General features: G+C 70.6%; 27 protein-coding genes. 11 read left to right on the forward strand and 16 right to left on the reverse strand.

Annotated elements, in window-relative coordinates; translation table 11 throughout:
• Positions 1 to 58: 58 nt before the first annotated feature.
• Both ACFYZ8_RS34180 and ACFYZ8_RS34185 read left to right on the forward strand, forming a co-directional pair.
• Complete coding sequence (locus ACFYZ8_RS34180; RefSeq protein ID WP_389050606.1) at positions 59 to 760, forward strand: hypothetical protein; 702 nt, start codon at positions 59 to 61, stop codon at positions 758 to 760.
• A 132-nt stretch (positions 761 to 892) separates the two neighbouring features.
• A complete protein-coding gene (locus tag ACFYZ8_RS34185; RefSeq protein WP_389050609.1) occupies positions 893 to 1,666 on the forward strand; it encodes a glycosyltransferase family 2 protein in 774 nt (257 codons plus the stop codon).
• Positions 1,667 to 1,747: 81 nt separating this feature from the next.
• Here the strand turns inward: ACFYZ8_RS34185 and ACFYZ8_RS34190 are convergent, their stop codons facing one another.
• The 3 genes from ACFYZ8_RS34190 to ACFYZ8_RS34200 form a co-directional block, all read right to left on the reverse strand.
• Positions 1,748 to 2,026 (reverse strand): DUF6087 family protein, encoded by a 279-nt coding sequence (locus ACFYZ8_RS34190; protein ID WP_389050610.1) that lies wholly within the window; start codon positions 2,024 to 2,026, stop codon positions 1,748 to 1,750.
• Between the two features lie 18 nt (positions 2,027 to 2,044).
• Positions 2,045 to 2,593, reverse strand: a complete 549-nt coding sequence (locus ACFYZ8_RS34195) for a peptide deformylase (protein ID WP_389050613.1) — start codon at positions 2,591 to 2,593, stop codon at positions 2,045 to 2,047.
• A gap of 178 nt (positions 2,594 to 2,771) precedes the next feature.
• Complete coding sequence (locus ACFYZ8_RS34200; protein WP_389050615.1) at positions 2,772 to 3,200, reverse strand: DsbA family protein; 429 nt, start codon at positions 3,198 to 3,200, stop codon at positions 2,772 to 2,774.
• A gap of 111 nt (positions 3,201 to 3,311) precedes the next feature.
• Between ACFYZ8_RS34200 and ACFYZ8_RS34205 the strand changes: the two genes are divergently transcribed.
• Together ACFYZ8_RS34205 and ACFYZ8_RS34210 are read left to right on the forward strand one after the other, a co-directional pair.
• The gene (locus ACFYZ8_RS34205) at positions 3,312 to 3,524 is read left to right on the forward strand and encodes a helix-turn-helix domain-containing protein (protein WP_389050617.1); all 213 of its coding nucleotides are present in this window, start codon (positions 3,312 to 3,314) and stop codon (positions 3,522 to 3,524) included.
• A gap of 27 nt (positions 3,525 to 3,551) precedes the next feature.
• Positions 3,552 to 3,986 (forward strand): hypothetical protein, encoded by a 435-nt coding sequence (locus ACFYZ8_RS34210; RefSeq protein WP_389050620.1) that lies wholly within the window; start codon positions 3,552 to 3,554, stop codon positions 3,984 to 3,986.
• 70 nt (positions 3,987 to 4,056) lie between these two features.
• Here the strand turns inward: ACFYZ8_RS34210 and ACFYZ8_RS34215 are convergent, their stop codons facing one another.
• On the reverse strand, positions 4,057 to 4,443 hold the full coding sequence (locus ACFYZ8_RS34215; protein ID WP_389050622.1) for a hypothetical protein: 387 nt from the start codon (positions 4,441 to 4,443) through the stop codon (positions 4,057 to 4,059).
• Positions 4,444 to 4,921: 478 nt separating this feature from the next.
• On the opposite strand from ACFYZ8_RS34215, the gene ACFYZ8_RS34220 reads away from it, so the two are divergent.
• From ACFYZ8_RS34220 to ACFYZ8_RS34230, 3 genes are all read left to right on the forward strand, one after another.
• Positions 4,922 to 5,380 carry a hypothetical protein gene (locus ACFYZ8_RS34220; RefSeq protein WP_389050623.1) on the forward strand — a complete coding sequence of 153 codons (459 nt, stop codon included), beginning with the start codon at positions 4,922 to 4,924 and terminating at the stop codon, positions 5,378 to 5,380.
• A 212-nt stretch (positions 5,381 to 5,592) separates the two neighbouring features.
• A complete protein-coding gene (locus tag ACFYZ8_RS34225) occupies positions 5,593 to 6,363 on the forward strand; it encodes a nuclease-related domain-containing protein (protein WP_389050625.1) in 771 nt (256 codons plus the stop codon).
• A gap of 14 nt (positions 6,364 to 6,377) precedes the next feature.
• Positions 6,378 to 6,698: a hypothetical protein gene (locus ACFYZ8_RS34230; RefSeq protein ID WP_389050627.1), complete on the forward strand. Its 321-nt coding sequence runs from the start codon at positions 6,378 to 6,380 to the stop codon at positions 6,696 to 6,698.
• 535 nt (positions 6,699 to 7,233) lie between these two features.
• Here ACFYZ8_RS34230 and ACFYZ8_RS34235 read toward each other — a convergent pair.
• The 3 genes from ACFYZ8_RS34235 to ACFYZ8_RS34245 are packed head-to-tail and all read right to left on the reverse strand — an operon-like array spanning position 7,234 to position 12,584.
• Positions 7,234 to 10,377, reverse strand: coding sequence for an error-prone DNA polymerase (locus tag ACFYZ8_RS34235; protein ID WP_389050629.1), 3,144 nt, complete (start codon positions 10,375 to 10,377; stop codon positions 7,234 to 7,236).
• Positions 10,370 to 11,893 carry a DNA polymerase Y family protein gene (locus ACFYZ8_RS34240; protein WP_389050631.1) on the reverse strand — a complete coding sequence of 508 codons (1,524 nt, stop codon included), beginning with the start codon at positions 11,891 to 11,893 and terminating at the stop codon, positions 10,370 to 10,372. The genes ACFYZ8_RS34235 and ACFYZ8_RS34240 overlap by 8 nt, the downstream gene beginning before the upstream one ends.
• A 7-nt stretch (positions 11,894 to 11,900) precedes the next feature.
• Entirely contained in the window at positions 11,901 to 12,584 is a 684-nt protein-coding gene (locus tag ACFYZ8_RS34245; RefSeq protein ID WP_389050633.1) for a hypothetical protein, read from the reverse strand.
• A 165-nt stretch (positions 12,585 to 12,749) separates the two neighbouring features.
• Between ACFYZ8_RS34245 and ACFYZ8_RS34250 the strand changes: the two genes are divergently transcribed.
• The 3 genes from ACFYZ8_RS34250 (at position 12,750) to ACFYZ8_RS34260 (ending at position 14,469) form a co-directional block, all read left to right on the forward strand.
• Positions 12,750 to 12,983 carry a hypothetical protein gene (locus ACFYZ8_RS34250; RefSeq protein ID WP_389050635.1) on the forward strand — a complete coding sequence of 78 codons (234 nt, stop codon included), beginning with the start codon at positions 12,750 to 12,752 and terminating at the stop codon, positions 12,981 to 12,983.
• A 187-nt stretch (positions 12,984 to 13,170) separates the two neighbouring features.
• Positions 13,171 to 14,067 (forward strand): hypothetical protein, encoded by an 897-nt coding sequence (locus tag ACFYZ8_RS34255; RefSeq protein ID WP_389050638.1) that lies wholly within the window; start codon positions 13,171 to 13,173, stop codon positions 14,065 to 14,067.
• A 111-nt stretch (positions 14,068 to 14,178) separates the two neighbouring features.
• On the forward strand, positions 14,179 to 14,469 hold the full coding sequence (locus tag ACFYZ8_RS34260) for a hypothetical protein (RefSeq protein ID WP_389050640.1): 291 nt from the start codon (positions 14,179 to 14,181) through the stop codon (positions 14,467 to 14,469).
• Positions 14,470 to 14,489: 20 nt separating this feature from the next.
• Here the strand turns inward: ACFYZ8_RS34260 and ACFYZ8_RS34265 are convergent, their stop codons facing one another.
• The 3 genes from ACFYZ8_RS34265 to ACFYZ8_RS34275 form a co-directional block, all read right to left on the reverse strand.
• Positions 14,490 to 14,852, reverse strand: coding sequence for a hypothetical protein (locus ACFYZ8_RS34265; protein WP_389050643.1), 363 nt, complete (start codon positions 14,850 to 14,852; stop codon positions 14,490 to 14,492).
• A gap of 238 nt (positions 14,853 to 15,090) precedes the next feature.
• Positions 15,091 to 15,633 carry a hypothetical protein gene (locus tag ACFYZ8_RS34270; protein ID WP_389050645.1) on the reverse strand — a complete coding sequence of 181 codons (543 nt, stop codon included), beginning with the start codon at positions 15,631 to 15,633 and terminating at the stop codon, positions 15,091 to 15,093.
• Between the two features lie 55 nt (positions 15,634 to 15,688).
• Entirely contained in the window at positions 15,689 to 16,381 is a 693-nt protein-coding gene (locus tag ACFYZ8_RS34275) for a hypothetical protein (protein ID WP_389050647.1), read from the reverse strand.
• A 246-nt stretch (positions 16,382 to 16,627) separates the two neighbouring features.
• Here ACFYZ8_RS34275 and ACFYZ8_RS34280 point away from each other — a divergent pair, with 246 nt between their 5' ends.
• Positions 16,628 to 16,888, forward strand: coding sequence for a hypothetical protein (locus ACFYZ8_RS34280; RefSeq protein WP_389050649.1), 261 nt, complete (start codon positions 16,628 to 16,630; stop codon positions 16,886 to 16,888).
• 9 nt (positions 16,889 to 16,897) lie between these two features.
• Here the strand turns inward: ACFYZ8_RS34280 and ACFYZ8_RS34285 are convergent, their stop codons facing one another.
• From ACFYZ8_RS34285 to ACFYZ8_RS34310, 6 genes are all read right to left on the reverse strand, one after another.
• A complete protein-coding gene (locus ACFYZ8_RS34285) occupies positions 16,898 to 17,767 on the reverse strand; it encodes a hypothetical protein (RefSeq protein WP_389050651.1) in 870 nt (289 codons plus the stop codon).
• Between the two features lie 58 nt (positions 17,768 to 17,825).
• On the reverse strand, positions 17,826 to 19,106 hold the full coding sequence (locus ACFYZ8_RS34290) for a hypothetical protein (RefSeq protein ID WP_389050653.1): 1,281 nt from the start codon (positions 19,104 to 19,106) through the stop codon (positions 17,826 to 17,828).
• A gap of 18 nt (positions 19,107 to 19,124) precedes the next feature.
• Positions 19,125 to 19,433: a hypothetical protein gene (locus ACFYZ8_RS34295; RefSeq protein ID WP_389050656.1), complete on the reverse strand. Its 309-nt coding sequence runs from the start codon at positions 19,431 to 19,433 to the stop codon at positions 19,125 to 19,127.
• Between the two features lie 176 nt (positions 19,434 to 19,609).
• Positions 19,610 to 20,167 carry a hypothetical protein gene (locus ACFYZ8_RS34300; protein WP_389050657.1) on the reverse strand — a complete coding sequence of 186 codons (558 nt, stop codon included), beginning with the start codon at positions 20,165 to 20,167 and terminating at the stop codon, positions 19,610 to 19,612.
• Positions 20,168 to 20,227: 60 nt separating this feature from the next.
• Positions 20,228 to 20,449: a hypothetical protein gene (locus tag ACFYZ8_RS34305; protein ID WP_389050660.1), complete on the reverse strand. Its 222-nt coding sequence runs from the start codon at positions 20,447 to 20,449 to the stop codon at positions 20,228 to 20,230.
• 554 nt (positions 20,450 to 21,003) lie between these two features.
• Positions 21,004 to 21,318: a hypothetical protein gene (locus ACFYZ8_RS34310; RefSeq protein ID WP_389050661.1), complete on the reverse strand. Its 315-nt coding sequence runs from the start codon at positions 21,316 to 21,318 to the stop codon at positions 21,004 to 21,006.
• Positions 21,319 to 21,396: the final 78 nt, after the last annotated feature.

Here is a 21,396-nt window from a genome sequence, read left to right on the forward strand (position 1 = left end):
GCGACGCAGAGGAAGCGACGTACCCACAGCGTCTCAACCGCCCAGCGAGGCGGCCCGGTTGACCGACCAGCTGATCGCCGAAGGCTTCACCAAGCGGCAGATCGCCCAGATCTTGAGCCGCAACTCCGCCATCGTCAGCCACTTCTACACCCGAGGCCCCCGCTCTGGTGAGGCGTACGTCGAGGGGCTGCGCGCGGTCGTCCAGGAAGTCCAGGCCGGCGGTCCACGGGACGTCGACTCCCTCAAGCAACTCGCCGGCCAGTACATCAAGCGGCGCCGCACCAAAGACGGCAAGCTGGCCCGCGTCCGCACCCCGGACAGGGTCCAGGTCGAGCACGACGAAGAGTGGACCTCCGGCCTGGCCCGCGCCGGCCGACAGCACCTCGCCTCCGGCGGCTCCCGCATCCTGCCGGTCATCGAGAAAGCAGCCGAGGCTGACGGAGTCGTCGCCTTCACCGTCCGCGCCTCCAAGGGGCGCTTTCTGATCGACTCCGGCGACGAGGGCGACAGCCCCGGGGTCGCACGCCACGTGGTCCAGCGGCGCGACGGCACCGAGGAGCGCAGCTACGGCAACGCCAGCGGCCCACCCGGCGCCCGCCGGGTCGGCTTCGGTGCCCGTGAATGGCACCAGCGCGTCACCGAGCACAACGGCGACGTCACCGCCGCCATCACCGACTGGATGGTCGAGACCGGACGCCTCGCCGAGGGCGCGCAGATCACCCACCTCGAACTGCGCGCCTGGAAGCCCCCCACCACCTGAGCACCCCCACCGCCACCCCGAACAGGGCCAGCAGAAGGGCAACCATGAACACCCATCGCGCCCCGACGAGGTAGCAGCCCCGGCTCGCGCAGCAACATTCATGACGACTCCAACTGGGTAAGGAGCACCGCTGTGCCCCTGGTTTCTGTGGTGATGCCGGTACACAATTCGGCGGCCACGCTCGGGCCCTCAGTTCGGTCAGTGCTGGCGCAGACCCACACCGATCTCGAATTGCTGATCACCGACGATGCGTCCACGGACGACTCAATGGATCTGCTGAGAGAGCTGGCACGGCAGGACGAACGGGTCCTGCCGGAGGCAGCGGCCCGGCAGGGGGGCGCGGCCCGGGCCCGGAACCTGGCCATCGCGCGGGCCAAAGGTGACTTCATCGCGTTTCTCGACAGCGACGACATGTGGCTCCCGACGAAGCTGGAGAAGCAACTCGCCTTCGCTGCGACGGCCGGGACGCCCCTCACGTTCACCTCGTACTACAAGGTCGACGCCCTGTACGCGGGCGAGGCCGCCAACTTCGTCCCGAACGGGCGCGTCGTGTGGGCGCCGGAGCGCGTGGACTACAGCGCGATGCTGGTCCAGGACCACATCGGCGCCCTGACCGCCATGTACGACCGCAGGGTGGTCGGGACGAGGCTGATGCCGGACATGCCCAAGAGGCAGGACTACGCGCTCTGGTTGTCGATCATGCGGGATGGGGCACCCGCGTGGGCGCTGAGGGAACCGTTGGCGGTGTACCGGGCGCAGCGGGCCGGGTCGCTCTCGTCGAACAAGCTGAGCCTCATCCCGTACAACTGGAACCTCTACCGCCAGCACGAAAAGCTCTCGGTGTTGCGGTCGGCTCGGGCTCTGGCTGGGGCGGCATGGCACTCGATGCGGAAGTCGCGGATCTAGCACCGTTCACGAGCTCGGGGCAATCGGAATGTCCCTTCTGGGTGATACCCGACCGCGCCCCACCCCCGCGGCCGTGTCCGTCTACTGCGGCGTTGGGCCGCCGGCCACCCACAGTTGCGCGGCTGCGAGGTTCGGGGCGGTGCCTTCAGGGACATAGGCGAAGCCATCCCACGACTCCAGGATTCTGAGTTCTTCGGGCCGCACGTGGCTGGCACCGCCACCGGCGGGACGGTGGCGGCGATAGACGTCCATCGGCGCGCGACGCCGTCGCTCGTAGGGGGCGAGCGGATCGTCCGGGTCAACGCGCGGCACCGCGCGGGACGGCTGATCCGGCGGTCCGGGACGGCTGTGCCTGCCCATGATCTCGTTGCTGCTCCCTTACTCGTACGTCCAGGCCCGGCCGGTGGCCTCGCCGGTCCTCCGATACTCCTCAACGGGGATCGGGTCGACGCCGGGACGCATCCGGTGAAGCAGGAGGAACCCTTCGAGGTGATCGACCTCGTGGGCGATCAGCCGAGCCGTGCCGTGCTCGTAGATCGCGGTGGCAGTGGTGCCGTCCGGCATCTGGGTCTCGACCGTGATCTGCAGGGGCCTGGGCACGAGGGCCCTCACGTCGAAGAACGACAAGCACCCCTCGAACCGCTCATCGACCGCCTCGGATGCATGGGTGATCCGGGGGTTGAGCAGCATGAGCGGCTCCGCGCCCGGGGGCCGAACGACGGCTGCCGCACGGCTCACGCCGATCTGCGGAGCCGCGAGGCCCAGGCCCTTGCCGGAGAAATCGTGGGCGGAGGCAAGCCGTTCCACGGTGGCGAAGAGCTTCTCCACGATGGTCGCGGCCTCTTCCCGCTCGACCGGAAGTTGGAAGGGACGGGCGGGCTCAACCAGGATCGGCGCGCCGTACTGGACGATGCCAAGGTCACGCATCTGCTGACTGGGTCGCACCTGCCTACGCCCCCTCCACGCTCGGCCTGGTCAGCCGAGATTCTCCCGCACCCTTGAATGAGCTCCGGACGATTTCAGCCGTCCGGACGCGCGAGCCGCCGGGCCGGGGCCTCGGCGCGGATCCGCGCGATCCCGGGCGCACGCGAAAGGTACGTCCTGGTTACGCTCCCTCTCCGACCTCGGTGAGGGCCTGGCGGAGTTGGTCGGCGCTGGGGGCTCCGGCGGGACCCGTGGCACTGCGGTACATCCGGCAGGCCAACGACGGGCTGGCACCGGGCTCGGCGAACGGGTCGCGGCCGTCGATGAGGATCGTCGGGGAGCCGGTGAAGCCGGACCGCTCGGCCTCGGCCTGGTCGCCGACCACCCGCGTAGTGAAGCCAATGGCGCTTAGCCCGGCGGCGTCCAGGGCATGCAGCAGCCGCTCCTCGGCGAGCTGCCGGTGGGGGCAGTCCGGTACGACCAGGACCTCGATGTCCATGTCTCCACGATCGCGCTCCTCGTCGCCGTACGGACCGAAGGGGCCGACATGGCCGGGCAACGCGCCGAGCTGGGCCGCGCCGCCCTTCATCCTGTGCGGTCCGGGGATCACTCGCCGTCCTCTCTTCTCGTCCGAGCCTTCGCCTCCGTCGCATCGGTGGCCGTCGCCACCGCCTCACGCGATCATGGCAGCGTCCGCCGTCTTCGAGGGAGGAATCAGCTCATGTCGAACACGACTCCGGCCCGTCGGCTCACGTCCGGCCCGGACCGCGACAAGCTCGCCGCCGACCTGAAGAAGAAGTACGACGCGGGCGCGAGTATCCGGGCCCTGGCAGAGGAGACGGGCCGCTCCTACGGCGGTGTGCACCGTCTGCTCCAAGACGCCGGGGCCACGTTCCGCTCCCGGGGCGGAGCCCCGCGCCACAACCAGTCCTGACCTCCGGGGCGGGCGTACGGTGGGGGTATGGCGAGGTGGGAGCCGGGCTACTTCCAGGCGGAGGACATCGCGGTCCGCCGCCTGATTTCGGCACACCCCGAGGATTACCAGCGCTTCCTTGTCGAGGCGGTGGCCGACCTGCCGGCCGAGCCTTGCGAGAGCTGTGCCTACCTCGGTGCCGCGGCCCTTCAGCTGGCCGATCTCCTGGGCCACGACAGGCAGGGGCACCAAGCCTTCCGGGCCCTGTGGTCGCACCAGATCCTCAGCGTGGCGCACCTGCTCGCCGCCCTCGACGGCGACCTGGGCTTGTACTACCTGCATGGCCAGGGCCTCGGGGCGGGCGGCCTGGAGCGCATCCACGACCGGGTCCGCCGCCTGGAGCCGGACCAGCCCGGGCCGGACGGCGGTCCGCCCGCGCGTGTCCCTACCGGCGCCGGGTCGTCCCCCACCGCCGGGGGCTAAACGCCCAGGTCAGGAGCCTGACGGAGTTCACCGGCCTGCTGGCGCCGGGTCGACGCCCTCGTGTCCTCCGTCATGAGGATGGTGAGTTCGTACTGGTCAGCGGCGTTGAGACGGGTTCTGGGGCGCGGTCCGGCGTAACGGCTTCGCGTACCCTCTCGGCCCGGTGACGGGCCCGGAGCGCAGCCTGACGGCAGGAGTCCCGGTCGTAGATCTTGTCCTTGCGGTGTGGGTGCCCGAGCGCGAAGCGGCGCCCGCACACAGGGCAGCGCACGACCTGTTCCGGGTTCTCGCCCCACAGGTACGCAAGTCCGATCGCGAGGGCTTCCCGCTGGTGGCGGAGCCACCTGCGATGCGCCGCTTTGCAGGCGCGGTCGCAGAACCGCTTGTCGCTGCGGGCGTCCGCCGGCAGCGGCTTCGAGCAGAGGATGTGCGCGCACCGGCGCACCTGCCCGGCCATGGTGTCACCGTACGTCCGGCTGCTCGAAGGTGGAGGCGCTGCCGGTGTGGGTGAGCCTCCCCGTCGGCGTCGATCGCGGCGCGGCGAGCCCGCATCACCCGCCAGGCCCGCGTTCGGCAGGCCGCCGAGCGGCACCGGCGCGACTTCCTGCTGCCCTCGAGCAACCGGATGGCGCACTGGCTGCACCGCCGACCGTTCCTCCTCCGCGATCGGCCCTCCATGTCCGCGGCGGCTTGCCCGGCGGTTCGCCTAGGGGCAGCGTCCAGGTCCTGGCCGACCGACGTGGCTGCGGGCCAGGGCCCTCAGGCTGGCGGCTGCTCCTGTCGTTCCGCCGCCTCACAGCCTGAATGACGCTTAAAGGTTGCTTCCCGAACCCTCTCTTTGTATTATCTTAAGCGTCAAAATGTTCCGGGTCTCCGCAGATACGAGGAGATCTCGGGCAGGGCCATCGCCCACCCACTTCGAGCACTGAGAGACGATGACCAAGACCAAGCGTGCCCTCGCGGCCGGCCTCGCCGCCGTCCTCCTGCTGACCGGCAGCGGATGCAGCGACCGCTCGGCCGGTGCGACCACCAGCCCCGCCTCTTCTGCCTCCCCGCAGAGCACGGACAAGGTCGCCGGGCTCCGTGACGACCTTCGGCATGTGACCCGCAAGGTGCAGCACGGAACCCGCCCCCGCCTCGTACGCACCTGCACGAAGCCGACGCTCGGCAAGCGCAAGTCGCGCACCCGCACCTGCACATGGGTACGACGAGGGACCGAGCCCTACACCCGCGTCGTCCGCCCCGAGCGCTTCTGCGTCGAGCTCGACAACGTCAACGGGGAACCCACCCGCGACGACATCTGGTTCGAGGTCGACCGGGCCACCTACACCAGGGCCCAGGGGGTGACCGAGGGCGACCGCATCGCTTTCGAGGCCCTCGCGTCCGGCTGCTGACGACAGACGCCCCTCCCAGCGGCCGCGTCACCGCGCGAAACGGCGTTCACGGCAGCCATCCCGGCGGACGGCGCGGGGCGCCGAATCCATCCACAGCCATCACGGCCTACGGTCCTGCGACCTCCAACACCCCTGTAGTGGAAGAGAAGAACGACGCCTTGATCAGGAAGAACCGGCGCCGCCGGAACGCCGCTGGCGCCAGTGCACAGGCGATGGCCGCACGCGAGCGGGCAGTTGAACGCGCTCAGCAGCATCGCCGGGCCCGGTGGATCCTGCCCACCGCCGGTGTGGGCGCCGGAGCTGCCGGCTACTTCGCGGCGGAGGTCACGCGCTCGTACCCGTTCGCCGTTGCCCTCGCCTGCACGTTCATGCTCGCCGCACTCCGACGGGTCTACCGCAGCAGGGGCAGCTCCTGGGCCAAGGGCGCCGCCGGGGAGCGCCGAACCGCCCGGATTCTCGCACCGCTGACCTGGTTCGGGTTCTACGCGGTCCTGCACGACCGGGCCGTACCCCGAAGCCGGGCAAATCTGGATCATGTGCTGATCGGCAGGCGAGGGCTGGTCTACATCGACACCAAGAACTGGATGTCAGAGAACGCCCGCATCCGCGTCGACAGCCGCGGCAGGCTCTGGTGCGGCAACTACTGCAAGCAGGACGACGTGGACACGGTGCGGTGGGAGGCCAGCCAGGTCGCTGCCGCGCTGGGCTGGCCCGCGCACGCCGTGATCGCGGTGCACGGTGCGACCGTTCCCGGCGGCGTCGTGCAGCTCGACGGCGTCACCGTGGTCCAGGCCGCTGTCCTGCGCCGATACCTGCGGCGGCTGCCCAAGGCCCCCGGCTGGAACCGCGCGATGGTGCGCGAGACCGTGAACGTGGCCGACCAGCGCCTGCAGCCGGCGGCGGCCACCGGCAGGCCGCCGCGGGCCTCACGGCGGCGACGGCGGCCGAGTAGCTATCCTCGGCGCCGTGCGCGCAAGGCGTGACAGGAGGTGATCCCGTGCACTGGCTTGGCTTCATTCTCGGCGACCTGACCGTGGTGGTCGGAGGGCTGCTGGTGGCCGGCGGCTCATTCCTCGCGCTGCTGCGCCCGCTGGAACAGACCCTCTCCAACCTGATCTGCGGGAACCTCTTTGTGGTCCTGGGCCTTCTCGGACGGGCCCTCGTGCCCGGCGCAGACCATCAGGCACTGCCCGCCTGGACCAGCTGGGCCATCGCCGCTCTCGTAGGCTGCATGGACGTCATCTGGGTGAGGACCTTGTGGCGACTGCGCACAGCATCGGCAGCGCGCCCCCATCCGCCAGTTGATCCGGCGAGTTGATGGGCCGGCTCATCACATGGGCGAGGTCATGCGGGGCATGGACCGGCGGATAGAGCCGCTCCTGCCGAGAGGTACCCCATGGCGCGGACTGGTGTTCACATCTCGGTGGCCCTCACCGTGCTCGTCCCGCCGTTACTTCGCACCAGGTAGTCAGGTAGTTTCGCAATCCAGGACCCGCTGCCTCCAGCGGAGCGTAGGGAGAAGTCTCACGGTGACGTTCAAGAGCAACAGCATCACAGGAGGGTGGTCCGCCGCCCGCAGGATCCTGCGGCTGATGCGGCGCCCGATCGTGATCAACCCCGGGGACAACGTCAGACTGACAAAGCGCAGTCGAAGCCGTTGGGACCGAGCCACAGACGTGGTCTGGGAGCCCCGGCCGTGCGCAGGCGCGTCCCTGGCGGACCTGATGCCCCACGAGGTGGGCACGGCGAGCGACGACGGCGTGCAGGCGGTCTGGGTTGCTGGGCGCCTTCGGCTCCACCAGCGGCCATGAAGTGGTGCGGCGAGCCGCCCGGGCGTTCGCCCGGGAAGCAGCTCATCGCCCGCGACGCCGCCGCCGTGCGGCAGGTGCGGGTACGACCAGCGGCCGCACATCGTGAACTACGACGTTGACCACGTCATACGCCCGCTCGACGTGCCCCTCCAGGACGACCGCTGTGGCGTCGATCAGGGTGCGCCGGCTGCGCTCCCACACGGGCGGGGAGAAGACCAGGTTGGCCATGCCGGTCTCGTCCTCCAGGACTCCGAAGGCCACGCCCCGGGCGGTCGGCGGCCGTTGCAGGTACTTCGCCAGTCCACCGAGACGCACCCGCTCCTGATCGGCCATGTCCCGGACCGCGGCCGCGGGGACGGCCCCAAAGCCGGCGAGGCGGGCGCGTACATGCTGAACGGGATGGACCTCCGCGCTGGCCCCGGTGGTGGCCAGGTCCGCGGCCGTCTGCTCGGCTGGCGTCATCACCGGCAGATCGGGTGCCGGCGCGAGCGCCCCGAGACCGGGAAGGTAGGGCTGGACGCCGCGGGGGAAGGCCCCGGCCGTCCACAAGGCGCTGCGGCGGTGCTCGCCAAAGGAGTCGAAGGCGCCGGCCGCGGCGAGTCGTTCCATCAGCCGGGCGGGCAACTGGGTGCGGCGGGCGACGTCTTCGAGGCTGTCGAAGGGCCGCTCGGACCGCGCGGACACGATCGTGCGGGCCGTCTCAGCGCTCAGCCCGGTCACACTGGTCAACCCACGCCGGATCGCCCGTGTGCCGGCGGAAGCCGGGTCGGGTTCCAGGGTGGAGTGCACGTCGGAGAGCTGAATGTCGACGCCGCGCACGGCAATGCCGAGCCGCTTGGCCTCCTGGATGAGCGACTGCGAGTCGTAAAAGCCCATTGGCTGATGAGCCATCGTGGCCGCGAGCAGCGCCGCCGGAAACCTCAACTTGATCCAGGCGCTCGCGTAGATGAGGTGCGCCATGCTCTGGGCGTGCGACTGCGGGAAACCGTAGTCGCTGAAGGCCTCGATCATGCCGACGATCTGTTCCGCGGCCGGACGGGGGATGCCCTTGCTGGCCATGCCCTCCATGAGGCGGTCGCGAAGCCGCGCGACCTTCTCCACGGCGTGCTTGGCGGCCATGGCCTTGCGCAGCTTGTCCGCCTCCCCGGGGCTGAAGCCGGCGCAGTCGACGGCCAGCATCATGGCCTGCTCCTGCCACAGGCAGACGCCGAGCGTGGCCTCCAGGGCGCGCCGGGCGAGGGGATGCGGGTAGGTGACCGGCTCTTCGCCGCGGCGCCGGCGCAGCAGAGGGTTCTTGCTTCCCGCAGCGATCGGGCCCGGCCGGATGATGCTCGCGGCGATCGCGAGGTCGTCGAAGGTACGCGGCTGAAGCACAGGGAGGGTCGAGACCTGGGCGCGACTCTCGGCCTGGAAGACAGCAAGCGTCTGTCCGCGGGCGATCATGCGGTAGACGTCCGGGTCGTCCTGCGGGATCGACGCCAAGTCCAGCTGCACGCCATAGTGTTCACGGATGAGATCCGCCGCCGTGTGCAGGGCGGACAAGATCCCCAACCCCAGCAGGTCGATCTTGATCATGCCGGCCGCGGCCACATCATCCTTGTCCCCGCCGAGCACTGAACGGCCCTCCGCCGTCGCCCACTCGACCGGCATGAACTCCCCGATCGGTTCGCGAGTGAGGACCATGCCGCCGGAGTGCACCCCCAAATGGCGGGGCAGCGTGTGCAGCTGGGCAGCGAGCTCGCGAACATCGTCGGGCACGCCGGCGTCGGGCCCGGGCGGTTCGTGGTGTAGGTGCCGGGTCATCTCCCGGATCCGGGCCGCCGGGTACCCCAAACACCGCGCGGCGTCGGTCACGGCCAGCTTGGGCTTGTAGCTGATCACGTTGGCCACCTGCGCACTGTGATGCCGCCCGTAGCGCTCGAAAACATACTGAATCACCTCCTCCCGCCGGCCAGCTTCGAAGTCGATGTCGATGTCGGGCGGGCTGCCGCGCTCCATCGAAAGGAACCGTTCGAACAGCAGTCCTCCGTGGTTCAGGACGTCGACGGAGGTGATCCGCAGCACGTAACAGACGAGTGAGCTGGCAGCTGAGCCACGCCCCTGGCACCAGATGCCGCGGCCGATCGCGAACTGGCAGATGTCGTGGACGATCAAGAAGTAGCCGGCCATGCCCAGCTGGGAGATGACGGACAGCTCGTGATCGAGCTGCTGCCACGCGCGGGCGGCGGCCGGGTCGTCGCGCTCGCCGTAGCGGGCGGCGCAGGCCCGCTCGGCGAGGTAGCGCAGCCACCCGTCCTCGTCGTACCCGCCCGGTGTGGGGAAGCCGGGCAGTTCGGGTCGCAGCTCGTCGAGGTCGACCACCAAGGAGCGGCCCAGCTCGAGGGTCGTCTCCAGCACGCCCGGGTAGCGGGTGAGCCATCCGGCCATCTCCGTGTAGCTGCGCAGATGCGAGGCCGGTGCCGGCATCAGGTGGCCGGCGGCGTGGTCGAGGGTCTCGCGTCGCCGCAGGGCGGCGACGGCCTGGGCGAGGCGGGCCTGGCGCGGCGCGGCGTAGTGGACCGCGCCCGTCGCGATCACGGGGATGCCGATCCGGTGCGCGGCCACGACCATGGCGTCGGCGGCCACCGAGTCCTCAGGAAGGTGGTGGTTGACCAACTCGGCGTACACGCCGGGACCGAACACCTCGACGAGGCGCTCCAGTCGGCGGGCCACCGCCGTAACGTCCCGACGGTCACTGCCCGGGACGGGGCAGCCCGGCAGTACGGCCCACTGCCCGCCGGCGGCCGCCTCGGCGAGCGCGGCGAGGTCATAGCGAGGCACGCCCTTCCGGCCGGCCAGCTGCGCATCGCTGATCACCGCCGACAGCCGGCGAAAGCCCTCCAGGCTGCGGGCGAGGACCACCGGAGAACCCAGCTCAGGATCGTTCAGGGTGAGCTCGGCGCCGAACACGGTGCCGATCCCGGCCTCTTTCGCTGCTTCCGTCAGGCGCCGCGCGGCATACAGCCCGTCCCGGTCGGTGAGGGCGAGTACCGAGATCCCCAACCGGACGGCCTCGTCGACGAGTTCGTGCGGCTGCGCGCAGCCCTGCAGAAAACTGAAGGCCGAGTGGACATGGAGCTCGACCCATCCCGGCTCCGCGACGACCCGCTCCGCCCCCGAGGCCGGGAAGCGGAGGACCTCACCCATAGTGGGCCTCCGCCCACCAGCGGCCCTGCTCGATCACCAGCAGCCACGCGTGACCGTCGGCCGCCGCGACCTGCATGCGTGCGATCCGCCGGCCGCCGTCCTTGTCCCACCACCGCTCCAGCACGGGCCACGGCCCGGCCCACCCCGTAACCGCCGCCTGGCCGTACCCGTCCACCGTGATCAGGGCGGGCGCGGACGACAGCGCGAGGCGCCCGGAGACGGCCACCGGCCGACCGTCGGCGTCGCTGAGCTCGGCGGGCAGCTGCTCGGGAAATGTCGCCGCCGGGTACGGAGCCGGGATCTGCCCCGGCCACGGCCCGTCGGCATCCCGGCGTGCGTCGGCGACGTCGCCGAACGGCACGAGGCGGACCCGTTCCGCCGGCGCGCGCCCGCCGCCGGTCGCCATGCTCACCACCGCCCGGTGGCCCAGGAGTGCCTGCACCCGGGCCGCGGCCCGCTCGATCTCCTCAGGAGTATGGCGGTCCCCGAACAACGCGGTCTGGCGGCCGGCATCCTGGCTGAGCTGCTCCGGCCGCAGGGTCAGCGCGGTGAGGCCCCGCTCCGGCCCGGCGCCCAGGACGCCGGCCTCGGTCCAGGCCTGCAGGACACCGCGGACCCGCTCGGTGACCGCAAGGGAGGACAGCCGTCCCTCATGGCGGAAGATACGCGACAGCCGGCGGCCGTCGGCGAGGTCGACGACCGCCTCCAGCCGGGCCGCCACCAGACCGGCCGCCGCAAGGCGGTCGTGGAACCGGTCCGCGAGCGCCTTGGTCGCAAAGGCCGCCGCCTCCAGCCGCTCCTCGGCCGGCTCGAACCGGTGCGTCACTGTGCACTCGTCGCTGCCGGTCCGGACAATGAGCGGACGCGGTTCCTCGCCGCGGGCCGTGCGGTGTGCGACAAGGCCCTCGGCGCCGAAGCGGGCCGACACCTTGTCCGCCGGCAGCCGCGCGAAGTCGCCGACCGTGCGGACCCCGAGCCGCTCCAACAGCTCCGCCAACTGCCGGACACCCAGCACGCCGACCGGATGCGGCGCCAGCCACGCCGCGTCACCGCCGGCCGGGACGATCTCTCCCCGGCGGGCCGCGAGCGCGGCGGTGAACACCGCGTCCGCGATGCCCGCCCGGGCCGGCAGACCCACCTCCGCGACAGCGGCGACCAGGCGCTCGACCAGGTGCTGTTCGCCGCCCCAGTAGCGGGCCGGCCCCCGGGCGGGTGCGGCGAGCAGCCCGGGGCGGATCACCTCCAGGCGCGGCATCACGGTGGCCTCCAGATGGCCGGCCACCCGCTCGAAGGTCCTCATCTCGGCCACGAGGTCACGCTCGACGACCCGCAGCTGAGGCGAGCAGGCCTGCGCGCTGCGCAGCCGCATCCGCCGCCGAACCCCGTCGGCCCGCGCGGCGGCCGAGCAGGCCACCACCATGTCGCGGTCGACGACGGCGACCGGTTCGGTGTCGGTGCCGCCGCACGCGAGGATGGGGAAGTCGGGCAACCAGGCCACGACGGATCTGTCTGCCATGGGCGGGTCATCCCACCAGGTGCATGACCGTGCGCCGTCGGCGGACCGGGAGGTCCTCGGCCGCGGTGTCCGGCCGCTGGTCGTGCAGGTCATGCAGGGGAGCGACCCAGCCGTCCGGCCCAGGCAGCCACATCTCGGCATGCCGGGCAGCGGCTGCCGCGCCGCGTCCGGCGGCCGCGACCGTCACCCTCCGACCGCGCAGCAGACCGTGGCCCTGGCCGACGCCTTCCCAGGAAGCGGACACCACCCGCAGACGGACCTCCGCCCCCTCCCACTGATCCGCCGCGATGAGAATCGACCCGCTCCGCCGCAGCACGGCGGCCAGCCTGCGGGCGACCTGGTCGCTCACCGGGCCCAGCGCTCCGACCAGGACGACCGGAACGGCTTCGAGTGCGATGGCCAGAACCTGACCCCACCGGTGTCCCGGCTCGTCGATGCGCATGCCGCGTGCCAGCTCCAAACCGGCGGACTCGGCGGCGAGCGTGCCCAGCTGAGGCAACCCCACAGCCGCCCACCCGGCGGTCCCCTGAGCCGTCTGGGCGGCAAGTGCCAGGAGGAGCGGCATGTCTCCGCCTGCACTGGCCGCGGTCCCGGCCCGCAGACGGCCCTGCGGCAACACGGCGCTCAGCGGCGACCTCGTGGTCTCACCGGTGCCGCTCTCACGTCCGTCGTCCATCACCGGTGCACCCATACCCCGATATTCGAATAAGAGTGCGATTAATACAAGCCGGTGTCCTGGACATCACCCATAAGGGGCGCGCAGAGCTGATCTAGCGCAGCCGGGGAAGGTCCTGCCGTCGGCCGGGCCCGCACTCCCCCTACCAAGGAGCTCTGCAATCGCAGTACCGTCGCAGCCATGACCAGCGGAAACCGGCAACGACGTGACGGCTCCTCCAAGAGGGTCCAGCTGACCAGCGGCGACCATGGCGGCCCGAAGGACAGGAAGGGCAGGCGGTCGCGCGTCACGCAGCCGGACCGCGGGCAGCAGAAGGCCGCCGTCGGCCGGGCATGGAAGGAGCTGTTCGACCGACTCGGCGAGATGAAGAAGCGGGAGCAGTCCCGGCAGCAGGGCGCGCGCGGCACGCAGTAGAGAGCTCGGCGCGGTTTGGCTGAGCCCGGCCTACCAGCTCGGGACGAACGCAGACATCGACCCCGAGGCGCGATGAACGACCGCGAGGTGGCGGCGATCCCGGTCTCCACGCTGATCTCCCGGCTGGCCGAGGCACTGCCCCGGAAATGCGCAGCGCGACCGCCGCGGGGCTGGACACACTGACCGCATGACCGACGACTGGCAGCGTGGATACCCCATCGACCTGCGGACCCCGCAGCAACAGGAGAAGGCCTTCCAAGACCACGTCTCACGCGACTTCGAACAGTCGGTGGGCCGAGTCCTCGCGCGCTTCACCGGCGCTCGCGTGTACCTCCAAGACGACAACAGGAAACAGAAGACGCCCGACATCCGGATCGACTACGACGACGGCCGCACTGGGTACGCCGAGATCTGGATGGCCCTGGATCGCCACCACGCCGAGGTCGCCGGGGTCCTCAGCCGCCAGCCCGTCCTGGCCGCGCCGCACCTCACCCGGAACTGGTCCGTCAACGTCACCGGCAGCTTCCGCCTGAAGCAGGAGGGCAACAGGTACACCGAGTGGCTACCTGATCTCCTTGCGCGCTTCGAGGCGGCCAGCCAGCTCTACGAGTACGTCCCACGCCCCGACAACCTCTCGGTCCACCCAGGCCCCCTGGCGGACGAGGCGCGCGACCTGGGCATCCGCGGCCTATCATCCCGCCCGGCCGACGACGGCGAGACGGGCAGAGTCGAGTTCACGCTGTGGGAGATCGGCGGCCCAGCCGACGTGACGTGGGAGCCGTTCCACGACTGGCTCGACGACCACCTCAACGCCGACTCCGCACACATGCACGGCAACAAGGAAAAGCTCGCCAAGGCCGGCGGCGACGAGCGCCACGCCGTCGTCGGAGTGACGATGACCAGCCCCTGGGCGGCCTTCCACGCCCTCCACTTCGACGCCGACACCCTGCCACCGCTCCCACCGAAGCTCCCCGAAGAGTTCACACACCTCTGGCTGATCGGCGCCCAGGCATCCGACCGATGCCTCGCCTGGTACCCGGATCGAGGCTGGTTCGAGCCGCATCGGCACTGGGCGACAGACTGACGCCCGCCACATGAAGCACTCAGCCCACCGCGCCCGGTCCGGCAGCGTGGCAAGCCCCGTCGGTCACCGGACATCGAGCGGCTCGTTGGGCTGTGCGTGACGACCACCGCAATGACCGACGCGCTTGAGCGCGACGCCCGCGCCCTCCTGGCGGCGTACGACGACGGCAGCTGGAACCCCACCGACGGAGAGTTCGAGCTCGCCAGCTCCTTGGCCCGGACGCACTGGAACGGATCCGCCTTCCGGGCCGAGCTGCGAGACATCCCCGAATCCGCCCGAGCCGGCCGCCTCGTCGACGTCCTCGATCCGGCGACGCCTTTCCTCGAGCTGACCGACACCACGACCGCGCAGCAGGCACTGCGTGCGCTGCGACAGCTGATCGACGCACTCGCAGCCGCCTAGAGCCGTATCCGCACCGGTGGTCAGGTCAGTTCCGACAGGCGATAGGACTTCCAGGACCATTCGCCATCGTCGAATTCGGCAACCAGGACCTGGTCCTCGTCCGCTTCCTGGGCCGCCTTCCGGGCCGCCGCGATCGCGGCCAGTAGTTCGAGGTGGAAGTCGAAGGGCAGCTCCTCGTCGCCGTTCTTGCGGTCGGCCAGGGTCACAACGTCCTCGGAGCCGGGGTGCCACTGCGCCACCACTGCGTCCTCGTCGGCGCGCAGATACGGAATCGTGTCCGCGCGCACGAGCCGGGACCGCGCCTTCCTGGCCTGCGAACTGACGTGCCGCTGACGCTTGAGCGTCTCCTCCGGCGTGCGGTGCAACACCCAGACCTCTGCCACGAGTTCCCCTCCTGCAAGCCAGAACCGATCATCCACATCATCATGGCCGTCCCACGCCACGATGACGGCGCTGAACTCCCGACTGCTCGACGGCAGGAGACCCAGGACGTTCGTGCTGCTGCGCCAACAAGGTCGCTCTACTGGTGAGAGGGACATACTGGGCTGGCGCCAGGCGGGACGGAGTACCAAGTCGCCGTGCATGCAAGGAACTTCGAGTGAGTGACTGCCGATGTCACGATCACTCGGCATCCTCGTCGAGCGGCTGGTGCAGTTGTATGGCGACGTCGGCCCACAGTGAGGCGACCATAAAGTCGGCGTCCCGAAACGCTTCCCTGGTGATCGGCTTGTAGCGCTTGCCCACCCCGACGTGGGCTTCGGCCTCGGCCCGGGTGATGGAGAGCAGATCATCCACCGCGGTGGTGAGGTGCGCATCGATGAGGCCGTACTGGTAGCCGTTCATCTCGGCGACGTGCTGGCGGATGCGTACCCAAGGATCGTTGCTGCGGCCGATCTTGACACGGGGAATGGGCCCGGCGATCTCCAGGACGTACAGCCGCTGGCCCTTTCCCGCCCCAGCCAGAGCATCGTGAACGCGATCCAGGACCCGATCCTGATGACGTCGGACCTTCCACGGCAGCGGTGCGGTCGCGCCGGCCAGCAGGATCTCCCTGGCCTCCTCCTTGGTCTGCTCGAACGAGGGGAGAGCAGGGGCGGGTAGGAGCGTCGGCAGCGGGAGAGCGGCAAGCGGCGGTGGCGGTGGCGGCGGTGGCGGTATGGTCACCCGCTGATCTTCCCCTGTCCGTTCCAGCCAGGCGGGCTCTCCCGGGCCGCCGGACTCAGTTCCGCGCGGCCGCCTTGGTCAGGGTCGCGAGCGGCGAGCGCTGCCCCGGCTTCATGCTGCGCAGTCGCTCCCAGTCGATCTCCGGATGCGCCCTCTCCAGGGCGTCGACGTCTGCCGTACGGAACAGAGCCACCGGGACTGCACCGGCCCGCGAGGTACCGAACCGCACGTCGACGGTGTCCGCGGGCTGGATCCACCCCAGGGCCAGCATGTAGTTGAACTCGACCCGCCTCACCTTCAGGCGGCTGGCGGCCTGCTCGGGGCCGAGCGGCGTGTCCTCGGCGACCAGCACGGCCAGGTCCTCACGCTGACACACGGCGTCCACCTGGTCGGGGTTGACGAGCGAGCCGTCCGGATTCGCACTGAGCTCCGTGAGCAGGCCGCGCCGGATGAACTGCCGTACGACGAAGGCCGTGACAGACGCCTTCCCCTGCGGCTGGTTGGGAGTGCCCAGGGCCTCGGCGATACGGTTCGCGGCTGCCGCGCCGGAGATCGGCCAGCGGGGCAGCGAGGCCTTGATCGCCTCGGCGTCCATGGCCTCCACCACTGCGCGCGGCCACACGGAGGAGGAACCCGTCGGCGGCGGGACGAGCCCGGTGGACCGGGCCCAGCGGAAGGCGGCCACGGGGACCCGCAGCCTCTTGGCGGCCTGACTCTCGTCGTACTCGGTGCGTGTGGCGCGTGCCATGCGTGAGCTCCCTTGCGCGGAGACGGTCCGGACTAGGCGGACAAAACGTGACAGATTTGTACAATTGAGTCAAGTGGTAATGGATTTCGGGTGGTTGGGGGCGCGTGCGGGCTCGGCCCCCGGCGGCCAGCGACCACGGACCGGCTCGCGCCAGCCATGCCCGTAATGGGACGGAGCAGGTCGGTGGGGGGCGGGGCCAATTGCCGCAGGCCGGCAGTGTCAGTGGCGCGTGCCAGGCTGTCCGCCATGGACGAGGTGATGCGCGGCCGGGTCTACGGAGCCGACCATGAGGACCCCGGCCCTCGAAACGGGCACGACTACCGCGAACTGATAGGCGGACCGCTCGACGGCCTGCTGCTCGACGTCACCGGCTGGACGCCGGCCCAGCTGGACGAGGGCGCGGCACTGACCACCGAACTCGGCACGTACGGAAGCGGTGGGCGCTCCGTGTACGCGCCACGCGGGGGCGACCAGCGCTGCTGGGACTGGCAGGGCGACACCCGGTGACGTCTGCGGTCACGTCGCGGTGGATCCGGTGACCTCGGCGGCCTCGCTGACGACCTGACCCTGAACCACCCGTTGCGCCGCAAGCAGGGCAGGCACAGCGGGCGCGACCTCGCGCGGAACGATCGTCCCCTCCAGGGCCGGCGCCGGGTTGACCATCGCGAGGATCTTCAGGGCGAGCTCGGCGGGAACCTCCTTCAGCTCCAGGTCCATGGTGGTCGCATCGTCGCTGAGTGTGGCGTGCCCGGACACCAGCGCCGGCTTGACCTTCGGCTCCTGGTCCTGGTGGTGGCCGCCGTCGCGCGGGGAGCGGCCAGAGGCGAGCGCTGGCCTGCGAGTCCGGCTGAACCTGCCGCCCGACCAGTAGGACCTGCGGCGGTCGCGTGACTCGCAGGCCGGCGTTCCGCCGGTGCCCGTGACACCGGGCAGGGTCTTCTCCAGGAGGCCGTTCATCAAGATGCGGGCCCGCCGCTTGAGATCTGCCTTCCGTGCCTCCTTCAGGGCCCGGTCGATGGTGGCGAGGTAGTCCGGCAGGAGGCGCCTGATGATGTCCCGCGCCATGTCCGTCCGGTCGCGGTCCATCCACACGCGGATCTCCTCGGCTCGCCGGCCGGAGTATCCGCGCGGGTAGGTGGCGCCCACGGTCAGCATGCGGCCGTTGCGGCCCTTGCGGTATCCGCCCTGGTGGCGCAACCAGACGCCCAGGCCGGACGGGTGGACGAGGTCCACGGTCACGTAGTGGGCGTGGCCGGAGCGGTGAGTCCAGCCGCCGCCGACGACACCGTCGCCGTTGAACGTCTTGGCGAGCGCGGCGCCCAGTTCATCGCCGAAGTCGTGCACCTTCTGCAGTTCGGCCGAGATCTTCTCCAGTTCCAAGGGCATCTCCCGGTAGGTGGTGAGGGCGGTCCGGCACGGCGGCCGAGCCGCCCGGGGCGGGGTACTACAGCAGTGCGCGGTACTGCTTCTCTCGCTCGCGGTGGAGTGCGGCTTGCCGCTCGGCCTCGCGCTGCCGGGCACGCATCTCCCGCAGCTCAAGGCGGGTGGCGCCCAGCAGGCCGGGTGCGTACTCCTTCGCCGCGGCCAGGCGCAGGGCCTCGGCGTCGGGGCGGGCCAGATAGCGCAGGGCCAGCGCCCGCAGCACGGCCGAGGCCCGCCGCTGGGTAGCGGCCGGAGCCGAACCGCCGGCGCGCAGCTGGGCGGGAAGCTCCGCGGGCGTCGTGGCAGTGATGTCCGCGCAGTCGTCGCAGTCCCACCCTCCGCTCAGCGTCACGCCGTTCACGCTCGGGGGCAGCTCGTGCTCGTAGGTGAACCGCGAACGGGCGTGGCCGTAGGCGACGTGGATGCCTTCCGGCATCGGCTGAGGCCGCATGCGGTTGCGCTCGACCGTGAAGCGCCCCTGCACCCGGGAGGTGCCTGACACCTCATAGACGACGCTGCCTGCTACCTCCGCGTCGACCGAGATCTCCCGGACTGTGATCACGCCCAGCGATCCGCCCTTGGCATCGGTGATCGGGACCCTCACCGGGGCCGGATCCGCTGGCCGGATGGGCAGGGGCCGACGGCGGATGATCCCGTTGAGGACGTTCACCCTGCGCCGGGCCTGCGCGCGGCGGATCACGAGGGCGGCGGCCTCCTCCTCGAGGGCCGCGGCCTTGCCGGCCTCGTGCTCGGCCAGCTCGGCGGCCTTGCAGCGTGCGGCGCTGGTGATGAGCTCTTGGCGGTGGGGGAGCCGGGCCCAGTGCCGCGCGATGGCCCGCAGGAGCGTCTCGGTGCGGCGGCGGACGCCGTCGGTGACCGGGCGGTGCACGCCGTTGCGCAGAATGTGGGCGTAGGGGCCGAGGAAGTAACTCCCGGGCGGGGCATCGGGGTTGATGTGGTTGGTCCAGCCGTGCAGGCGGGCGTTGAACACGACCGGCTCCTCGGGCCGGTGCACGCGGTCATACTGCAGGTCGCTCGGTGATCCCTCACCCGCGCCGTACTGCACGGTCACCGTGCTGGGCAGGACGGTCCCATCGGTGAGGGCCTCGGGGATGAGCACGAAGGAACCCCGCAGATGGGATCCGCGGACGGCGTACCGGACGTGGCCGTGGTCGAGCGTGGTGACGTGCAGGGAGATCCGGCCGACGTCGGGAAGGTCGAGGGTGTCGTGGAAGTCGAGGGGGTGCATGCGTTCCGTGGCGGGGGCTTGGGGGTCCGGTGCCAGCCGCAGGCGACGGGACACCAGCGGCTGGTGAGCGCTTCACGCGGCCGCAGGTGCGGTGCGGCGTGTTCCGAAGAACCGCTCGCGCAGGTCGCGCAGACGGCGCCGTGTTCCAGTGCCGCCTCCGCCGTGCCACCACCGGTTCAGGTAGTACGCGGTGAACGCGGCGCTGAGGGCGGCGCCGGCATCCGCGCGGGCGAAGACCATCGCGGCCATCTGGCTGAAGGTGCCGATCGCCGCCAGGCCGTAGCCGGGAGCCATCGCCAGGCGACCGGTCAACCGGGCCGCCTCCGCCGCTACTTGAAGGCCAAGACCGCCGTACATCAGGCCGTAGATTGGAACGTGCAAGACTCTCCGCATCTCGAAGCCGTGCAGGTGACGGCCCGCAGGGCCTCACCAGTTGACGCTTAAGAGAATACTTGCAGCTCGAAGATGATGCAAGCCTTAAGCGTCAGTGCCTGGGTGTGGGGGTGTGCCTGCGTGCGGCTCTCCGGGGCCGGGTCGGCGGTTGAGCGGGCGCGAGTTCAGGCGGACGGGATGAGGGCGAGCGCAGGAAGGGTGTCTGAAGGGATCGGATCGGCTTCATCGTCGGCGCAGTCATCGCTCCAGAACTGGCCGTAGTTGCCGCCTCCGTCCGTGTTCGGCGCGGACCGGCCTGTGGTGGCCGATCCAACCGGCGACCATCGGCCGTCCGCCGGGTGGTCCGACGGGCCGATCAGGACGAGCGTGGCATCAGGCAGGTCGGCGTGCTCCTCGATCAGTGCGCGGAGGTCGCTCAGGCGCCAGCCGGACACGGCGGTCGGGTAGGGCTCTGCCCACAGCGCGCACACGCGGGCTGCGTGTGCATCCCCGGCGCGGGAGCCTGAAGCTCGCTCACCTGCAAACTGCAGGATCCGCGCCGCGCCGGGTGTGCCGGGACGGCCCTGCCGCCAACGCGTACACCAGTAACCGGCCTTCATGCCCAGGGCCGGCTCGGCGAGATGGATTACCGCGTCGTTCGGCAAGGCGTCCACGCCGCCGTCGATTCCCTCCACGGACAGGGTGCGGGGATCGACTGCCACGTACTGTGTCTCGGCTGTCATGGGGTGCTGTGATCTCCGGGAGGCGGGGTGTCGGGTAGGGAAGCGGCTGCGCGGGCCAGGTCAATCGGTGTCCTCCTCCAGGAGATGCGAGGAGTGACTGACTCCGATGTCGCCGTGGGCGATCTCGTGCTGATTGACCACGGCATCTGCCAGCAGCTCCATCAGAGCTTCGTGGGCCTTCGAGGAGCGGTCGGCGGACCGGGCGTCGGCCTCGCTGAGCAGGCCGGTCTTGACGAGGTTGTCGGGGCTGTAATCCAACGTGACGATGAACTGGCTCTTCACGTTCGACCTTCGGGTCGGGTGCGCGCCGGGGCGGTGGAGTGCTCCGGCGCGGAGACGGTGTCGGCCCGCCCGGGCCATTGGGGAGAGCGGGCGTGGGCGGGCCGACCGGGCACGGCCAGCAATCTGGCCGGAGGTGCCGCGCCCCCCTCGGGGGGCGTAGGGGGCGCGGCGGCCGCGCCGCCACCTGGACGGCGGACTGGCGAAGGGCTTAACCAACCCTTCGACGCTTAAGAGTATACGCACTGCGGGGCGTGATAGCAAGCCTTAAGCGTCGAAATGTGGTGGCTGGTGAGCGAGAGCGGGACGCTCTAAAACGCCCGTGCCCGGGCGCCAGCAAGGCGCCCGGGCAACGAAGCCGGACCGGCGGGGGAGCACTGGCCTCAGGAACAGCAGGCCGAGCGGCCAGTACGTCGCGACACCGAGGGGCGGCACGCGATGTGGTGGCATCCACCCGGGCCTTGGGGCCCGTGGACTGTGAGGACTCGTGACGAGGGCAGTGCCTCGCCGATAGAGCGGCGACCACCGAAGCGCAGGACATCTGCCCGACGGGGCCGTCAGGCCGCGACGACCGTGACGATGTGCGAGAGCACCCACAAACCCCACAGCAGCGGGATCAGCGCAACCAAGGACGACTTACGGCGCAGGACGCGGGGACCAGGTGTCAGCCCCGCCCCCACCGCCGGCCCCGGACTCGGCAGCCTGTTGATCCGTCGCAGCGCAACGCGGTTGATGACGAGGGTGGCCGGCGTGAACAGCACCAGCGACAGGGGTGACCACCAGCCCTGCCACAGCGTCCTCGCGGTGAACTCCCGGAACACTGCCGTGCCGCAGACCCGGCAGAATGGTCCGCTCAGGCTTGTGAAGCGCATCAAGACCAGGAACGCCACGTGCCCGCGGAACGTCACGAGCTCGGCCGGCGCCGCCCTGCAGAGCCTGCAGGACATGAC

The sequence above is a fragment of the Streptomyces sp. NPDC001668 genome (assembly GCF_042893155.1).
Classification (GTDB): domain Bacteria; phylum Actinomycetota; class Actinomycetes; order Streptomycetales; family Streptomycetaceae; genus Streptomyces.

What these genes read in the sequence shown, in the direction of transcription:
- ACFYZ8_RS34190 (WP_389050610.1), bottom strand. Translation starts at nt 2,026, where the DNA reads ATGGGCAGGCACAGCCGTCCCGGACCGCCGGATCAGCCGTCCCGCGCG.
- ACFYZ8_RS34195 (WP_389050613.1), bottom strand. Translation starts at nt 2,593, where the DNA reads ATGCGTGACCTTGGCATCGTCCAGTACGGCGCGCCGATCCTGGTTGAG.
- ACFYZ8_RS34205 (WP_389050617.1), top strand. Translation starts at nt 3,312, where the DNA reads ATGTCGAACACGACTCCGGCCCGTCGGCTCACGTCCGGCCCGGACCGC.
- ACFYZ8_RS34210 (WP_389050620.1), top strand. Translation starts at nt 3,552, where the DNA reads ATGGCGAGGTGGGAGCCGGGCTACTTCCAGGCGGAGGACATCGCGGTC.
- ACFYZ8_RS34215 (WP_389050622.1), bottom strand. Translation starts at nt 4,443, where the DNA reads ATGGCCGGGCAGGTGCGCCGGTGCGCGCACATCCTCTGCTCGAAGCCG.
- ACFYZ8_RS34220 (WP_389050623.1), top strand. Translation starts at nt 4,922, where the DNA reads ATGACCAAGACCAAGCGTGCCCTCGCGGCCGGCCTCGCCGCCGTCCTC.
- ACFYZ8_RS34225 (WP_389050625.1), top strand. Translation starts at nt 5,593, where the DNA reads ATGGCCGCACGCGAGCGGGCAGTTGAACGCGCTCAGCAGCATCGCCGG.
- ACFYZ8_RS34235 (WP_389050629.1), bottom strand. Translation starts at nt 10,377, where the DNA reads ATGGGTGAGGTCCTCCGCTTCCCGGCCTCGGGGGCGGAGCGGGTCGTC.
- ACFYZ8_RS34240 (WP_389050631.1), bottom strand. Translation starts at nt 11,893, where the DNA reads ATGGCAGACAGATCCGTCGTGGCCTGGTTGCCCGACTTCCCCATCCTC.
- ACFYZ8_RS34245 (WP_389050633.1), bottom strand. Translation starts at nt 12,584, where the DNA reads ATGGGTGCACCGGTGATGGACGACGGACGTGAGAGCGGCACCGGTGAG.
- ACFYZ8_RS34250 (WP_389050635.1), top strand. Translation starts at nt 12,750, where the DNA reads ATGACCAGCGGAAACCGGCAACGACGTGACGGCTCCTCCAAGAGGGTC.
- ACFYZ8_RS34255 (WP_389050638.1), top strand. Translation starts at nt 13,171, where the DNA reads ATGACCGACGACTGGCAGCGTGGATACCCCATCGACCTGCGGACCCCG.
- ACFYZ8_RS34260 (WP_389050640.1), top strand. Translation starts at nt 14,179, where the DNA reads ATGACCGACGCGCTTGAGCGCGACGCCCGCGCCCTCCTGGCGGCGTAC.
- ACFYZ8_RS34275 (WP_389050647.1), bottom strand. Translation starts at nt 16,381, where the DNA reads ATGGCACGCGCCACACGCACCGAGTACGACGAGAGTCAGGCCGCCAAG.
- ACFYZ8_RS34280 (WP_389050649.1), top strand. Translation starts at nt 16,628, where the DNA reads ATGGACGAGGTGATGCGCGGCCGGGTCTACGGAGCCGACCATGAGGAC.
- ACFYZ8_RS34285 (WP_389050651.1), bottom strand. Translation starts at nt 17,767, where the DNA reads ATGCCCTTGGAACTGGAGAAGATCTCGGCCGAACTGCAGAAGGTGCAC.
- ACFYZ8_RS34300 (WP_389050657.1), bottom strand. Translation starts at nt 20,167, where the DNA reads ATGACAGCCGAGACACAGTACGTGGCAGTCGATCCCCGCACCCTGTCC.
- ACFYZ8_RS34310 (WP_389050661.1), bottom strand. Translation starts at nt 21,318, where the DNA reads ATGCGCTTCACAAGCCTGAGCGGACCATTCTGCCGGGTCTGCGGCACG.